Origin of the sequence: Streptomyces sp. Root1304, from assembly GCF_001426405.1 — a bacterium.
Classification (GTDB): domain Bacteria; phylum Actinomycetota; class Actinomycetes; order Streptomycetales; family Streptomycetaceae; genus Streptomyces.
This window is the reverse complement of sequence record NZ_LMEP01000001.1, coordinates 487,919-503,590: the sequence shown is the minus strand read 5'-3', so window position 1 is coordinate 503,590 and position 15,672 is coordinate 487,919. Positions and strand designations below refer to the sequence as shown.

13 protein-coding genes are annotated in these 15,672 nt (G+C 71.4%); 9 read left to right on the top strand and 4 right to left on the bottom strand.

Features of this window, described 5'->3' with window-relative positions; translation table 11 throughout:
- Window positions 1-44 precede the first annotated feature (44 nt).
- A complete protein-coding gene (locus tag ASD33_RS02190; protein ID WP_056552324.1) occupies window positions 45-698 on the top strand; it encodes a hypothetical protein in 654 nt (217 codons plus the stop codon).
- Window positions 699-742: 44 nt separating this feature from the next.
- Here ASD33_RS02190 and ASD33_RS02185 read toward each other — a convergent pair whose 3' ends face one another.
- Window positions 743-1,927, bottom strand: coding sequence for a class I SAM-dependent methyltransferase (locus ASD33_RS02185; RefSeq protein ID WP_056552321.1), 1,185 nt, complete (start codon window positions 1,925-1,927; stop codon window positions 743-745).
- A gap of 129 nt (window positions 1,928-2,056) precedes the next feature.
- Between ASD33_RS02185 and ASD33_RS02180 the strand changes: the two genes are divergently transcribed.
- The 7 genes from ASD33_RS02180 to ASD33_RS02150 all read left to right on the top strand — a co-directional run bounded on the left by ASD33_RS02180 (window position 2,057) and on the right by ASD33_RS02150 (window position 9,879).
- On the top strand, window positions 2,057-2,977 hold the full coding sequence (locus ASD33_RS02180) for a polysaccharide deacetylase family protein (RefSeq protein WP_056552312.1): 921 nt from the start codon (window positions 2,057-2,059) through the stop codon (window positions 2,975-2,977).
- Window positions 2,974-3,267: a hypothetical protein gene (locus ASD33_RS02175; RefSeq protein ID WP_157869978.1), complete on the top strand. Its 294-nt coding sequence runs from the start codon at window positions 2,974-2,976 to the stop codon at window positions 3,265-3,267. The genes ASD33_RS02180 and ASD33_RS02175 overlap by 4 nt, the downstream gene beginning before the upstream one ends.
- Before the next feature lie 175 nt (window positions 3,268-3,442).
- Window positions 3,443-3,751: a co-chaperone GroES gene (gene groES, locus ASD33_RS02170; RefSeq protein ID WP_017239619.1), complete on the top strand. Its 309-nt coding sequence runs from the start codon at window positions 3,443-3,445 to the stop codon at window positions 3,749-3,751.
- 135 nt (window positions 3,752-3,886) lie between these two features.
- On the top strand, window positions 3,887-5,515 hold the full coding sequence (gene groL, locus ASD33_RS02165) for a chaperonin GroEL (RefSeq protein WP_056552305.1): 1,629 nt from the start codon (window positions 3,887-3,889) through the stop codon (window positions 5,513-5,515).
- A 1,030-nt stretch (window positions 5,516-6,545) separates the two neighbouring features.
- Complete coding sequence (locus ASD33_RS35990) at window positions 6,546-7,022, top strand: hypothetical protein (RefSeq protein WP_242426808.1); 477 nt, start codon at window positions 6,546-6,548, stop codon at window positions 7,020-7,022.
- Window positions 7,019-8,404 (top strand): AAA family ATPase, encoded by a 1,386-nt coding sequence (locus ASD33_RS02155; RefSeq protein ID WP_056552296.1) that lies wholly within the window; start codon window positions 7,019-7,021, stop codon window positions 8,402-8,404. Before ASD33_RS35990 ends, ASD33_RS02155 begins: the two co-directional genes overlap by 4 nt.
- On the top strand, window positions 8,404-9,879 hold the full coding sequence (locus ASD33_RS02150) for a hypothetical protein (protein ID WP_056552293.1): 1,476 nt from the start codon (window positions 8,404-8,406) through the stop codon (window positions 9,877-9,879). The genes ASD33_RS02155 and ASD33_RS02150 overlap by 1 nt, the downstream gene beginning before the upstream one ends.
- A gap of 235 nt (window positions 9,880-10,114) precedes the next feature.
- On the opposite strand, the gene ASD33_RS35335 is transcribed toward ASD33_RS02150, so the two are convergent.
- Both ASD33_RS35335 and ASD33_RS02140 read right to left on the bottom strand, forming a co-directional pair.
- Complete coding sequence (locus ASD33_RS35335; RefSeq protein ID WP_157869977.1) at window positions 10,115-10,279, bottom strand: hypothetical protein; 165 nt, start codon at window positions 10,277-10,279, stop codon at window positions 10,115-10,117.
- Window positions 10,280-10,411: 132 nt separating this feature from the next.
- Window positions 10,412-11,110: an ester cyclase gene (locus ASD33_RS02140; RefSeq protein ID WP_056552287.1), complete on the bottom strand. Its 699-nt coding sequence runs from the start codon at window positions 11,108-11,110 to the stop codon at window positions 10,412-10,414.
- Window positions 11,111-11,156: 46 nt separating this feature from the next.
- On the opposite strand from ASD33_RS02140, the gene ASD33_RS02135 reads away from it, so the two are divergent.
- Window positions 11,157-14,669, top strand: a complete 3,513-nt coding sequence (locus ASD33_RS02135; protein WP_056552284.1) for a hypothetical protein — start codon at window positions 11,157-11,159, stop codon at window positions 14,667-14,669.
- Here the strand turns inward: ASD33_RS02135 and ASD33_RS02130 are convergent.
- Window positions 14,646-15,668 carry a hydroxyacid dehydrogenase gene (locus tag ASD33_RS02130; protein ID WP_056552281.1) on the bottom strand — a complete coding sequence of 341 codons (1,023 nt, stop codon included), beginning with the start codon at window positions 15,666-15,668 and terminating at the stop codon, window positions 14,646-14,648. The genes ASD33_RS02135 and ASD33_RS02130 overlap by 24 nt on opposite strands.
- Window positions 15,669-15,672 lie beyond the last annotated feature (4 nt).

The window sequence follows — 15,672 nt, the reverse complement described above, 5'->3', positions numbered from 1 at the left end:
ACGTGACGACCAGGGTCTGTAGGGCAGGCCCTAGGGTTCTTGGCATGTCCCCGCGTACTCCGCTCCCTCCGCCGCCCCCGCCCGCCGCACTCCGGAGCTGGCCCGACCGCGACGCGCGGCTCGCCGACCGGGCGCTGGCACTGGACGAGCTCGGCCGGCGGCTGCTCGGCGGCGGGCGGCTCGCGCTGTTCCTGCTCTGGTTCCTCCTGCTCGAACTGGGCTGGTCGATGATCGGCCTCCTGGTCATCGCGGCCGGAGCGCCCCTGCCCGACCCGTTCATGGTGATGTTCGGGATCATCTCGGCGTTCTTCGGCCTCGGGGTCTTCGCCCCGGCCGTGTGGCTGACGATCCGCAGCCTGCGGCGCGACCGGACCGTCCGGGAGCGACTCGCCCAGTGGGCGGCCCTCGACCGGCACGCCCCGACGGACGCCCGGCTGCGCGCCCCCGTCCTCAGCGCCGCCTGGTTCCTGCTGTCCTTCGCGCTGTGCGGAACCGGCCTCTGGCTGGGCTTCGCGGTCCCGGCGGGCGTGAGCCGCGACGACGGGTACGGCCTCGTCGTCTACGGCATGGGCGTCGCCCTGATCCTCTGGATCACCGGCCTGACCGGCCTGGCGAAGGCCTTCGGCCACTACCGCTTCGCGGTCCGCCTGACCGGCGGAGGGCGCTTCGCCGGGAGGACCTCCCAGGGGACTCCGTAGGGGACCTCCCCGGACCCGGCCCAGGGGCCTGTGACGACAGGCCCCTAGGCCTTCGCCGGCCGCCCGATCAGCATCGTCGGCGCGCCCGCCACCCGGGTGAGGAGCACCGTCGCCGCGTGGGGGCCCTTCGGCTTCACCTTGCGGCGGATCTCCTCGGGTTCCACCGCCGAGCCGCGCTTCTTCACCGTCAGCGTGCCGACCTCCCGCTCCCGCAGCAGCGCCTTCAGCTTCTTGAGGTTGAAGGGGAGTTCGTCGGTGATCTCGTAGGCGGCGGCGTACGGGGTGGGGACGAGGGCGTCGGCCGTGACGTACGCGATCGTGGCGTCGATCAGACCGCCGTCCAGCTCCTCCGCGACCTCCGCGACCAGATGCGCGCGGATGACCGCGCCGTCCGGCTCGTAGAGGTAGCGCCCGACCGGGCGGACCGCCGGGTCGGGGAGGCCACGGCCGACGAGTCCCGCCCCCGAGGGGAGCAGGGTGGCGCGGCGCGCGCCCGGCCGCGTACCGAACCAGAGCACGGCCTCCTTGACGTCCCCGCCGTCCGAGATCCACTCGGCCTCGGCGTCCTCGGGGACCGCCTCGTGGGGGATGCCGGGGGCCACCTTCAGGGCCGCGTGCGGGGCCTTGCGGGCCGCTTCGACCGCCCAGGAGAGCGGCGGCGAGTAGGCCTCCGGGTCGAAGATCCGGCCCCGGCCGCCGCGCCGCGCCGGGTCGACGAAGACCGCGTCGTACGGGGTGGTGTCGATCTCGGTGACGTCCGCGCAGCGCACCTCGATCAGCTCCGCGAGGCCGAGAGCCTCGGCGTTGGCGCGGGCCGCCTCGGCGGTCAGCGGGTCGCGGTCGACGGCGAGGACGGAGATCCCGGCGCGGGCGAGGGCGAGGGCGTCGCCGCCGATGCCGGAGCAGAGGTCCGCGACGCTCCGGACGCCGAGCGCCTTGAGGCGGGCCGCCCGGTAGGCGCCGACGGAGGCGCGGGTCGACTGCTCGACGCCGTTGGGCGTGAAGTACATCCGGTACGCGTCCTCCGTGCCGAACTTCGCCACCGCCCGCTGCCGCAGCCGGGCCTGGCCGACGGCCGCCGTGACCAGCTCGGCGGGGTGGTCGCGGCGCAGCCGGGAGACGACCGCCAGCTCCTGGGCGGGGTCGTGGTCGCGCAGCGCGGCCAGCAGGGTCTGGCCCTCGGGGCCGAGCAGGGAGGCGAAGGAGGCGAGGTCGGTCACCCGTCCCATTGTGGGCCCTGCGGCGGTGTGGGCCGGCCGGGGGACGGTGGCGGCGGTACGGCGGTGTCGTGGCCCGGAAGGGCTTCCGCGCTGACAGGATGCGGCGCCATACCGCTCGTACGACAAAAGGACCAGATGATGGCAAAAGGTGTGCACCGTTCCTCTCGGGCGCTCGGGGCGGCGCTCGCCTTCGCCGCCCTCGCCTCCGCCGCCACGGCCTGCTCCGCGGGCACCGAGCCGGCCGGCGGCGCGCCCGCACCCGCCGCCGGGCAGCAGGCCCAGGGGCAGGGTGCCGCCGGCGCGCTCACCGCGTACGTCGAGAAGGTCCGCCAGCAGCGCGCCGCCCGCGTCCTCGCCGCCAAGAAGTGGGGCCTGGCCCGGCCCCCGCTCGAAGCGCCCGCCCCGCCCGCCGTCAAGCCGAGGATCACCACCCGCAAGGGCTTCGAGACGGACGGCGAAGGCCTGCCGCCGGTCTTCACCACCGTGCCGACCAAGCAGAAGGTCGTGTTCCTGACGATCGACGACGGCGCGGAGAAGGACCCCGCGCTGCTGCGGATGATGAACGAGCTCAGGATCCCGTACAGCGCCTTCCTCAGCGACTACGTCGTCAAGGACGACTACGCCTACTTCGCCCGCATGCAGAAGTCGCAGCCGGGCGGGATCGCCCTGAACAACCACACCCTCAACCACCGCTACCTGCCCGGACTGTCGTACGGCGAGCAGAAGCGCGAGATCTGCGGCATGCAGGACGTCATCGAGAAGCGCTTCGGCAAGCGGCCGCCGCTCTTCCGTCCCCCGTACGGCAACTACAACGAGGACACCCTGCGCGCCGCGAAGTCCTGCGGCGTCAAGGCCGTCCCGCTGTGGGCCTCCGAGGCCTTCCCCGACCACATGGAGTGGCGCGAGTGGGACCGGGACCTGCACCCCGGCGACATCGTGCTCACCCACTTCCGGGGCAAGGAGGACTGGAAGGGCACGATGCCGGACATGATCCGCAGGGTGATGAACGTGATCACGGCCAAGGGGTACGCGGTCGCCAAGCTCGAGGACTACGTGTGAGCCGAGCGCGACCCGGCCGCCCGGGGCCACGGGTGAACCGCGCGCGGGCGCGCCGGCCCCTCGCCGTCCTGCTGCTCGCCGGCGCCCTGGCCGGTCTCACCGGCTGTGCCTCGGCCGTGGACTCGATCGAGCGGCTCGGCCGGAAGGCGGCGGAACAGGTCGGCACCGGGCACGACGGGGTGGAACGGGCCGGCACCGCCCGGGAACGAGCGGAACGGGCGGGCCGGGACGGGGTGGAACGGACGGGCGCCGGCCGGGACTCGGGGGCGGTGCGGACCGCCACGGAGTGAGGAATTGGCACTCCGCTTGACCGAGTGCTAATCGCGGTCATAGTCTCGGCTCTGGCACTCCCCACTGGAGAGTGCCAACACAGCGACGGGCAGGTCCGGCACCCGCGACGACGGATCCACCTGGTCGCCACCTCAGACAGTTAACCCCGAGATCTCCGAAGGGGGAGGTCGGATCGTGACGACCACCAGCTCCAAGGTTGCCATCAAGCCGCTCGAGGACCGCATTGTGGTCCAGCCGCTCGACGCCGAGCAGACCACCGCCTCTGGCCTGGTCATCCCGGACACGGCGAAGGAGAAGCCCCAGGAGGGCGTCGTCCTGGCCGTGGGCCCGGGTCGCTTCGAGAACGGCGAGCGTCTGCCGCTCGACGTCAAGACCGGCGACATCGTGCTGTACAGCAAGTACGGCGGCACCGAGGTGAAGTACAACGGCGAGGAGTACCTCGTCCTCTCGGCTCGCGACGTGCTCGCGATCGTCGAGAAGTAATTCACCGACGTACCGAAGTACCTGAAGTACCCGAGCACTGAAGCAGATGCTCTAGAGCTGCGCCCCGAGGCCCCTTCCAGGCGCCCCGGGGCGCGGTTCGTTCCACCCCGATTCCGAGAGGGCTGAACCGCTCCCATGGCGAAGATCCTGAAGTTCGACGAGGACGCCCGTCGCGCCCTTGAGCGCGGCGTCAACAAGCTTGCCGACACGGTGAAGGTGACGATCGGCCCCAAGGGCCGCAACGTCGTCATCGACAAGAAGTTCGGCGCCCCCACCATCACCAACGACGGTGTCACGATCGCCCGCGAGGTCGAGATCGAGGACCCGTACGAGAACCTCGGCGCCCAGCTGGTGAAGGAGGTGGCGACCAAGACCAACGACATCGCGGGTGACGGCACCACCACCGCCACCGTGCTCGCCCAGGCCCTGGTCCGCGAGGGTCTGCGCAACGTCGCCGCGGGTGCCTCCCCGGCCGCCCTGAAGAAGGGCATCGACGCCGCCGTCAAGGCCGTCTCCGACGAGCTGCTCGCCACCGCGCGCCCGATCGAGGACAAGTCCGACATCGCCGCCGTCGCCGCGCTCTCCGCGCAGGACCAGCAGGTCGGCGAGCTCATCGCCGAGGCGATGGACAAGGTCGGCAAGGACGGTGTCATCACCGTCGAGGAGTCCAACACCTTCGGCCTGGAGCTCGACTTCACCGAGGGCATGGCCTTCGACAAGGGCTACCTGTCCCCGTACATGGTGTCCGACCAGGAGCGTATGGAGGCCGTCCTCGACGACCCGTACATCCTGATCAACCAGGGCAAGATCTCCTCGATCCAGGACCTGCTGCCCATCCTGGAGAAGGTCATCCAGGCCGGCGCCGGCAAGCCGCTGCTGATCATCGCCGAGGACGTCGAGGGCGAGGCCCTGTCGACCCTGGTCGTCAACAAGATCCGCGGCACGTTCAACGCCGTGGCCGTCAAGGCCCCCGGCTTCGGCGACCGCCGCAAGGCCATGCTCGGCGACATCGCCACCCTCACCGGTGCGACCGTCATCGCCGAGGAGGTCGGCCTCAAGCTCGACCAGGCCGGTCTGGACGTGCTCGGCACCGCCCGCCGCGTCACCATCACCAAGGACGACACGACGATCGTCGACGGTGGCGGCGACTCCTCCGAGGTGCAGGGCCGCGTCAACCAGATCAAGGCCGAGATCGAGTCCACGGACTCCGACTGGGACCGCGAGAAGCTCCAGGAGCGCCTCGCGAAGCTGGCCGGCGGCGTGTGCGTGATCAAGGTCGGCGCCGCCACCGAGGTGGAGCTGAAGGAGAAGAAGCACCGTCTGGAGGACGCCATCTCCGCGACCCGCGCCGCGGTCGAGGAGGGCATCGTCTCCGGTGGTGGCTCCGCGCTCGTCCACGCCGTCAAGGTCCTCGAGGGCAACCTCGACAAGACCGGCGACGAGGCCACGGGTGTCGCGGTCGTCCGCCGCGCCGCCGTCGAGCCGCTGCGCTGGATCGCCGAGAACGCCGGCCTCGAGGGCTACGTCATCACCTCGAAGGTGGCGGAGCTCGACAAGGGCCAGGGCTTCAACGCCGCGACCGGCGAGTACGGCGACCTGGTCAAGGCCGGCGTCATCGACCCGGTGAAGGTGACGCGCTCCGCCCTGGAGAACGCCGCCTCGATCGCCTCCCTCCTCCTCACCACCGAGACCCTCGTGGTGGAGAAGAAGGAAGAGGAGCCGGCCGACGCGGGCCACGGCCACGGTCACGGCCACTCGCACTGAGGTCGCACGGTCGGAGGAAGGCCCTGCCCGCGCGCAGCAGCATGTGAGCGGGGCCTTCCTCTTTTTCTTCTTACGTGGGTGGAGTTGTCAGCTATGAGTGCGCAGCACGAAGCGGACAGGCTCTGAGAGCAGTGCTCACGCCCTTCGATGTCTGGCAGGCGCGCCGCGAGAGCTGCCTCCGCGAGACGCTGCGGTAGTGATTCCACCGGACGTCGCCGTCTCCCTGGCGAGTGATCGCTGTTCCCGCCAGATAAAATCAGGTCCAGATACGCTTCCCGGGCCTCGGCCAGTTTCGCCTGTGCCCGCAACGTGAGTAGCACGGGTGGATCGGTGTCGGGCAGAACCTCCCCGGCGGTGCGCGTCAGAGTGTGTGAACGGAAGCGGTCCGGTCCGAATCCATTCCACTTGGCACGCCCGCCGTCTTCTGTCGGTTCCACGAAGCACGTCTGCGTCGCCAGTGGATGTATGTCCCCACCCAACTGCGCCTCGCAAGCAGCAGCTTTCGGTGGCCCTTCGACTTCTTCGGTGAGCAGATCCGGGTCTGTGCGGCCGTTTTCTGTGCGACCGTTCAGCACGGTTAACGGCGGCGGAGCCGTGCACGACGCCGTCAGATTCATGAAGTGCCACTGCTTAAAACGCCGTTTAGCTGCGCCCGCAGCGAGGCCCTGAGTCTTTCAGCGCGGCCCGAACAGCAGGCGTCCGTCCTCCACGAGATCGGGCCCGGCTGGTGGCGTTGCTGGGAAGCTCGGCCACGACCAACTCCAGGGCGTCGTGGGCGGGGGAAGGGAGGGTGGACTGGGGTGCTGGTGAACGAAGCGGCACCCGAGGATGCGGTGGCTGTGCTTTGAAGCTCCCGCCCGCTCGGGTCGCTGACCAGGATCTCTTCGTGTACGGCAGTGCTTGCAGGGCGCGGGGTGGGCGCTGCGGGGGTTGGTCGGCCTGTTGTGGGCGTCGGTGGGTTGGTGAGAAGGGAGAGCCTTGCGCGGCGGAGCCGTACCGGTTCCGGACCGCCCCGCCTATGATCTCTCCCGTGCAGGTGAATTCAGCAGAGCACCACTTCGCCCATGCAGCTCTTCGCCACTACAAGGATGCTGTCCTTCTCCACGACGGCGCGAGGCTGTCCAATGCCGACCATCACTTCGGCTTCGCGGTGGAATGCGCTCTGAAGAGCCTGCTGCTGCGTTTCACCACTGCCACCATGGGCCCGAAACCCAACGGTAAGCCCGCGACCAAGCCGTGGTCCATGAATCCGATGACCGGCGCCTTTCAGGAACACGGCCACCTCCCCGGGCTGACGACCGACGTGTCCCTGCTCACGCACGGACGGTCGGCAGCCAGCCTGACCGCCGCACTCGCGGGTCTCAGCGCCTTCGCGACATGGTCGGTGCACGACCGCTACCTCGACGGCAGCGCCGTCGTCGAGGCGGATGTCCGGCAGCGGCGTACGGTGGCCGAGAACATACTGGCCCTACACGAACAGGCACTCATCACCGGAAGGATGCCGTGACTCTCGTCCCTGAACCGGCTGGCGGACCCGTCCGCTTTGCCGAGGCGCGCTTGCTTGCCCTCGCTCTCGCCCACGAGCTGGCGGCCGTCGGGGTGGACGTCCTGGCCGTCCGTGACGTGCAGGGACGGTTCACCCTCATCGTTGACGACCGCAATCGGCAGGTCCCGCCAGCTCTGGAGAACCTGGAAGAGATCTACGGGCCCCGTGTCGCCCGAGACCTGGGACCGTACGCCGCGGACCGACCGCTGATGCGGGCGTCCGGGCTCTTCTCGGCAGGGGTGCTGCTTGACTCGGAGCGCGCCGTGGCCGACCCGGAGCGGCCTGCCGGCCGGGTCCGCGTGCTTGACAACACCGTAGTGGGCGAGGACTGGGCACATGTGTCCACCCCCGCTGCAGAAGCTGACGGGACGCGTACCCACCGCACCGCGCTCTACGGCTTCAAGGGCGGTGTCGGTCGCAGTACGGCCACTGCTGTCCTCGCGCGCCACCTCGCAGACAAGGGGCACATTGTGCTCGTCGTCGACCTGGACCTGGAGTCGCCGGGTGTCGGCCCGATCGTTGCCGCCGGAGCGGAGTTGCCCCCGCACGGCATCATCGACCAGCTCGTCGAGGCGGCCATCGGCAATGACGAGGGGCTCGAGCATGTCGTCCGCTCGGCCTACATGCCTCGAGGCGGCCGGGGCGAGCTGTGGCTGGCGCCCGCTCGCGGGCAAGGGACGCCCGGCATTCCGTACGCCTACGTCGATAAGCTCAACCGTGTGTACGCGGACGTGCCCGGCGCAGGCTTCTCCGATCGGCTGGAACAGGCAGTCCGTGCCTGCGAGGACGCGGTGGTTCGGAACGGCGACAGCGGCCGTCGCCCCGACATCGTCCTCCTCGATAGCAGGGCCGGCATCCATGACATTGCCGCCGTCACCATCTCCCGCCTGTGTGACCTGGCTCTGCTCTTCGGCACGGACAACGCGCAGACCTGGCAGGGCTACGGGGACCTCTTCGCGGCGTGGCTCTCCTCCGGGCAGGCGCCGGCGATCCGGGAGAAGCTGCGCATGGTGGCCTCGATGGTGCCCGACTCGCCGCAGGACGCGTATCTGCGGTCGTTCCGTGAGCACGCGTGGGAGTGCTTCTCCCTGCTGTATGACGACGATGTCCCGGCTTCGGGGACCAACGAGCTCGACCCCGACCTCTTCTCTCCCTCCTTGGAAGACGAATCGGCACCCCACCACCCCGTCCCGATCCTCTTCGAGCCGGGACTCGTCGGCTTGGATGCGGTCACCGTCCCGGGGTGGCAGGACCGGGCCTTCGTGCAGGCGGCGTACCAGGACTTCCTGCCCACCGCTACGCTCCTGATCACCGCAGATCCGCAGAGCAGCAAGGGACCCTGATGACCACCCCACTGAGCGTCCAGGAGTATCGCGAGCTTCTGGCCGCCGCACTCCCGGAGGCCACGGACGCCGACACCGCCGAGCCGAACGTGCAGAGCCTGTTCACCCCGGACAGCCATCGTGCGGCCCTCTACGTCGACAGCACGGTGGTCCGCGGCGGCCGGGGCGTCGGGAAGACGTTCTGGTACCGCTCGCTCCTCGACGAGACCCTGCGAGAGATCGCCGCCCAGGAGTACGGCATTGAGCGACTGCGCAGGGTGAAGGTGTATCGGGGCTACGGAGCCTCCATGGAACCGGACCTCTACCCTGGGACGGGGAACCTGCGACAGTTGATGGAGGAGGGCATCCCTCCCTACGACCTCTGGTACGCCGTGCTGCTGACCGCGTTCGGCCAACCGGAGCTGCGCGAGTTGACCGAGTGGCGGGACAAGGCCGCCTGGGTGCGCAACAATCCGGGCGCGGTCGAGCGCACCATCCAGGTCGTCGACCGCCAGGCCCAGGAAGACGGCGTTACCCACCTGGTCCTGTTCGACGCTCTGGATCACCTGCACCGCGTCCGGGCGCAGGCCGACAAGCTCGTGGGCGGCATCCTGGAACTGGCGCTCGCCATGCGCCTGGGTACACGCGCCATCCGGTTCAAGGTGTTCATCCGTCCTGACATGTACGACGGCGCCCTGCTCCACTTCCCAGACGCGTCCAAGCTCAGTTCCAACGCCGCGGCCCTGACTTGGTCGCGAGCCAACCTTTACGGACTGCTGTTTCACACCATGGGCAACGCCGACAGTGTGCTAGCGGCGCGCTTCCGGCAACTGACGGGGGGCTGGCAGAGCGAGGCGGACGGTCGACGTCATGTTCCACCCGCACTGCTCAGCGGTGACGAGCAGTTCCAGACAGATCAGTTCACCCAGGTCGCCGGACCCTACATGGGGTCCAACTTCCGCAAGGGCCACACTTTCACGTGGCTGCCCAATCACCTCATGGACGGCGTCGAACAGGTCAGTCCCCGCAGCTTTCTGAGCGCCCTGCAGAAAGCCCTGTCGGAGACCAAGGGGCAGTACGCGGGTCACGAGTTCGCACTGCACCACGAGGGGATCCGACGCGGAGTGCAGAAGGCCTCGGAGACGCGAGTCGTCGAGGTCAGCGAGGACATGCCATGGGTGAGCCTGGCCATCGAACCGCTCGCCGGCCACCAGGTGCCCATCGAGCAGGACAAGGTCGAGTCCCTGTGGGAGGAGCACCGCCTTGTGGACGCCCTGCGCAAGGAGGCCGAGCGTTACGTGCCGGGGAACCCTGAGGGCGACTCACCGGTGCGTACGGGCCCCCGCTACCCAGAGAACCCGGCCCAGCTGATCGAGGAACTGATCGAGCTCGGCGTGATGCGCCGCCGCGCCGACCGCCGCATCGACCTCCCGGATGTCTACCGGATCGCCTTCGGCGTGGGTCGCAAGGGCGGAGTGCCCAGAGTGGCGACCTGAGCCGCATCGGTCGTTGGCGGCGCGACCGCGCGGGTGATGGTGGCGACTGCGTCGAGGCCGCAGACGCTGGAACGGCGATGCTTGACCGTGACTCCAAGCGGCAGGAGCACGCTCGTGTCTGCGTCGATGCCCAGAAGTGGGCAGCCACTGCCAGATGGCCGTGCGCGGCTGACAAGACGATGGAGGGGCGGCTGGCCGCCCCTCTCGCCCGTCAGTTCCTTGGCGTTGAGATCGGTCAGATGCAGGGATTGCGGAGGGTGCTGACCCGGCCACCGTGGGAATGGCAGGTGCCGCTGTGGTTCAAGATCTGGCGGGAGTGCCCCTTCAGCTCCAGCAGATTCAGCCCGCCAGGGACGGTGATCAGCACGTCGGACTCGTTGATGCGGCCACAGGCGCCCATGAACTGGAATGTCCCCCCCAGGCTCGAAGCGGCTCGGTGTTGGGCGTGCGCGTACAAGTCGGGCGTCTGCCCCACTTCCACGTACGCCAGCAACTTCGATTCCGGTCCTGAACGGCCTCTCTTTGCAGGCCGCTATCCCTCCACCGCGCCCAGCTGCCCCATCAGCCCCAGCAGGTCGTACTGCCACCAGCCCTCCGCGATCTTCCCGTCCTCCCGGAAGCGGTGGACGACCGTGCCGGTCATCGTCACCTCCATGCCGGTGGGCTGGAGCCCCATGAAGTCGCCGGTGTGCGAGCCCCGCCAGGTCCAGCGGGTGCACACCCGGTCGCCCTCCGCGATCTGGTCGTCGACGGCGAAGGCGAAGTCGAAGCCGCCCCGCCACATTTCCACCTCGCGCCGGACGGCGTCCATGCCGATGACGTCCTGCTCGTTCGTCGGGTCGTGGTCGTGGTAGCCCTCGGCGAGCACCTCGTCGAGCAGCGCGAGCTCCGGCTCGGTCTCGAACATCTCCAGGAGGCGGCGGGCGGCCGCCTTGTAGAGGGCCTCGTTCCGGACCACGTCCAGGTCCGTGAAGGTCGGCATCTCGTCACAGAGGGCGACCATCTCCCGGAAGATCCGGTCGGTCTCGGGGAGCTGGGAATTCCGCATGGCCACGTCGTACGAGGGGAACTCGACGATCTCCACGAGGTGCGAGGCGTCGGAACGGTCCTTGCCGACGATGCTGTGGGTGGCGGTCCGCTTGCCCCGGGTCTGCTCGACCCACCGGTCCATGAGCCGGTTCAGGTCGTCCATCCGGCTCGTCCTGCAGTCGATGATCTGTACGAACGTCATGACGCCTCCCGACCCAGGTGCGGTCCTTCCAGTCTAGGTTGAGTGCATGGAGCGGGCAGGGGGAGAGCCGCGGCCGTCGATCACGGTCGACAACGGGCCGGGCGTCGTCGTCATCGGCGACGGCAACCGCGTCGTGAACGGGACGCCGCCGGCCGTCCGCTCGGCCTACCGGGAGCAGGTGCGCCGCATCGCCCCGCCCGAACTCGTCGGCAGGGAAGCCGAGTTGGTGGAGCTGGCGGAGTTCTGCCGAGCCGACTCCGGCCCGGCGTACGCGTATTGGCGCGCCGAGGCCTGGGCCGGGAAGACCGCGCTGATGGCGTGGTTCGCCCTCGATCCGCCGCCGGGCGTACGGATCGTCCCCTTCTTCGTCACCGCCCGCCTCGGCGCCCAGAACGATGTCGCCGCCTACACGGACGTGGTCCTGGAACAGCTCGCCGAACTGGCCGGCGAGGGCCTGCCGGCCCTGCTCACGGCGGCGACGAGGGAGGCCCACCTCCTGCGCCTGTACACCTCGGCCGCCGAGGCGTGCGCCGCGCGCGGCGAGCGCCTGGTCCTCCTCGTCGACGGCCTGGACGAGGACCGGGGCGTGACCACGGGGGCGGACGCCCGCTCGATCGCAGGCCTGCTGCCGTACGGCCTCCGGGTGATCGTCTCGGGCCGCCCGAACCCGCCGCTCCCGGCCGACGTCCCCGAGAACCATCCGCTCCGGGACCCCGCGGTCGTCCGGCCCCTCGCCCCGTCCCCGTCCGCGCGGGCGATCCGCGTCGAGGCCGAGCGCGAACTGAAACGCCTCCTGGAGGCGGGCGGCCTCCCGTACGAACTGCTCGCCCTGGTCACGGCGGCGGGCGGCGGCCTGACGGCGGACGACCTGGCGGAGCTCACGGGCGCGGTGCCGTACCGGGTGCGGGACGTGCTGCGGACGGGACCGGGCCGTACCTTCGCGCGGCGGAGCGAGGCGTACCTGCTCGCGCACGAGGAACTGGTCGTCCGCGCCCGGGAGATGCTCGGGGACCGGGAGCTCGACCGGTGGCGGGCGGTGCTGCACGACTGGGCCGGCCGCCGGCGCGAGCGGGGCTGGCCGGACGACACCCCGGACTACCTCCTGCACGGGTACGTCCCGATGCTGCGGGCGGCCGGGGACGCGGAGCGGCTGGTGGCCTGCGCGGTGGACGAGCGGCGCCACGCCCGGCTCCTCGCCGTGACCGGGGGCGACGCGGCGGCGCTGGCGGAGATCGGGGCGGCGGAGGACGCGGTCCTCGGCCGGGCGGAGGCCGAGGGCTCGGTGGTGGTCGAGAGCGCGGTGGAGGCCGAGGGCTCGGTGGTGGCCGCGCTGCGGCTCGCGACGGCCCGGGCGGCGCTGCTCCGGGGCAGCGGGAGCGTGCCGGTCTCCCTGCTGGCGGGCTGGGTGGCCGTCGGGCGGCCGGACCGCGCGGTGGCGCTCGCCCGGAGCCTGGAGGGCGACCGTGTCGTCGAGGGACTGTGCGTGGTGGCGGAGAAACTGCTCGACGCGGGGGAGCGGGAGCGGGCCGAGGCACTCGCAGACGAGGCGGAGCCGCTGACGAGGGGCTTCACGGACATCACGTCCCCCGCGGCGGGCGACGCCCTCCCGCTGCTGCTCGTGCGGCTCGGCGCGCCCGAGCGGGCGGAACGGCTGGTGAGGGCGCACCACTCCCGTGTGGCGCCCCGTTCCCGGCGGATGCTCGCGGATCTCCTGCTCGCGGCGGGGCGGTACCGCAGGGCCGGTGCCCTCGTGGAGTCGGAGCAGGACCCGGCCACGCGGCCGGTCCTGCGGTCCGCCGTCGTGGCCGCCCTGGTTCGGGACGGTCGCATCGACGAGGCGGTGAACGAGGCGTGCTTCGGGGGTGAGGAGGAGCTGGGCGGACGGGTGGCGGTGATGCTCAGGGCCTCGGTCGCCCTGCGCGCGGCCGGTCACCGCGACGCGGCGGAGGGAGTGCTGCGCCTCGCGACGAGGCGCCTGGCGCGGATGGACCGCCGGCAGTTCGCGCGGTTCGGCGGGCAGGTGATCGCCGCCCTCTTCGCCGCCGGGGAGACCGAAGCGGCGCGTGCCGTCGGTGCGGGGAAGGAGGCCTTCTCGTACGCCGCCGCGCTGGCGGAGTACGGCCGGTGGGACGAGGCCCTCGAGGTCGCCGGGACCCTGGACGACCACAACAGGGAGACCCTGCGCGGGCGGGTCGCCCGCGGGCTGGCGCGCGCCGGTGCCGTCGAGCGGGCCCTGGCCCTGGCTCCGGAACGGGGTCCCGGCCGGTACTCCGACGACACCTGGCCCGCGCTTGCCGAGGCCCTGCTGGCACGCGGGGACCTGGAGGCCGTCGCCCCGCTGTGCGCACGGCTCGTGGCGGGCCCGGACGCGCCCCGGGGCAGGTCCGGGCGGAGCGGCGACGGCCTCCGGGTGCTCGGAGCCCTTCTCCGCCGGCTGCTCGCGGAGGGAGCGGTGGACCGGGCCCGCGCGGTGATGAGGGAGTTGGGGGAGAACACGGAGGGCCTCGCCGTGTTCGCGGAGGAGCTGTACCGGGCGGGCCACGTCGCCGAGGCCCGGCGGCTGCTCGCGGCGGAGGAGAGGAGGGTGCGCGTCCCCGCGCGGGCGGCGCTGGCCGGTGACCTGGTGGCGCTCGCCCGGGGCCTGGCGGAGGCCGGGCGGCGCGAGGAGGCGGTGGATCTGCTCCGCGCCGTGGAGAACGAGCCGGGTGTCGAGCCGCGCGACGCCGCCCTCGTGGCGCTCGCGGCGGGGCGGTGGGAGTGGGCGGAGACGTTCATCCGGGCGGCGCCGTGGTCACTGCGGCGGGAGCTGTTCCGCCGGCTCTACGAGGCCTACGCGGCCGAGGGGGAGTTCGACCGCGTCCTGCGGCTGGTCGGGGATCCGGGCACGCACGAGAACTTCGGCCAGGAGGCGGCCGTGGCCTTCGCGGCCGTCGGCGCCAGGGAGCGGGCGGAGAAACTGATGTCGGGTCGGCCCGCGGCGCCGAACGCCGTGGAGGTGTACGCGCGGATGGCGCTGGCCTGTGGGGAGCGGGGGCGCCGCGAGGACGCCGAGCACTACCTGGCCGCCGCCCGCGCGCGGGAACTCGACGGGCCCGCGTCGCTGCCCCTGCTGCGCGCCGAGTGCGCCCTGGCACCGGAGAACGCGGCCGCCCTGGGCGCCGCGTGCTTCGCCCGGTTCCCGTGGCAGCGGACCTCGCCCGTCGCGCTCGTCGTCACCGGCTCCTGCGACGAGGTAGTGGCCCGGTTCCGCGAGTTTCCGCACAGCTATCCGGGGCGGTGGTCCGTCACCGTGGTCACCGAGCTGCTGCGGACCGCCCGGTACGACCACGCCGCCGCCCTCCTCGACGGCATGCACCACGTCGGTCCGCCCTGCGGCGAGGCCTACGCGCTGCTGGCCCGCGCCGAGCCCGATCCCGTACGGGCCCGACGCTGGGCCGTGCTCGCGCTGCGGCTGGGCGAACGGCCGGTCGTGCTGCCGGCCGTTCTCGACGTCGCGCCCGAAGCGGTTCCGCTCGTCCTCGACGAGGCCGCGCGGCTACGCCGAGCGCTGCAGGTCTGAGGCCCGTACCTCCTCCGCGAACGGTTCGCCCTTCCCGTACCGCTCCACCTCGTCCAGCGCCTGGTCCGTCATGCGGTGGAGCTCGTTGCCCAGGGAGCCCGCCACGTGCGGGGTGAGCAGGACGTTCGGGAGGGTGTAGAGCGGGGAGCCCGGGGGCGGGAGCTCGGGGTCCGTGACGTCCAGGGTCGCGTGGAGCCGGCCGCGGACGAGATGGGGGAGGAGGGCCTGTTCGTCGATCAGGGAGCCCCGGGAGGTGTTGATCAGGGTCGCGCCGTCCGGCATCGCCGCCAGCTGCGCCGCGCCGATCATGCGGTACGTGGAGGGGAGCTGGGGCGCGTGGACCGAGACGACCGTGCTGCGGGCGCACAGCTCGTCGAGGTCCGCGACCAGTTCCACACCGGGGGGCGGGACGTCGGCGTAGGGGTCGTACAGCAGGATCTCGATGTCGAAGGGGCGCAGCAGCTCGATGACCCTGCGGCCGATGCGGGAGGCGCCCACGATGCCTACCGTGCGGCGGTAGTTGCCCCAGGCGGCGGACTCGGTGAGCCAGGAGTGGTCGGTGCGGAGTTCCGCGTACCGCTGGGCGGAGCCGAGGACCCGCTTCCCGGCGAAGAGGATCGCGGCGAGCGTGTACTCGGCGACCGGGAGCGCGTTCGCGGCGGCGGCCGAGGTGACGCGCAGGCCGCGCTCCCAGCAGGCGTCGGTGATGTGGTGCTTGACCGAGCCGGCCGCGTGGACGACCGCCTTCAGGCGGGGCGCGCGGTCCAGCACCTCGGCGGTCAGCGGGGTCGCTCCCCAGCAGGTGAGGAGGATCTCGGCCTCGGCGAGGGCGGCGGCGGCCCGGGGGCCGGGGTCCGTCAGGTCGTGGGCGACCAGGTGCGGGTCGGTGCGGGCGAGGACCGCGAGGCGGGTGCGGTGGGCGTCGGTGAGGAGGCGTCCGGCGACGTCCTCGCCCATCGCGAGCAGCAGCGCCGGGCGGTTGTCAGTGGTCGGGTGCATCGTT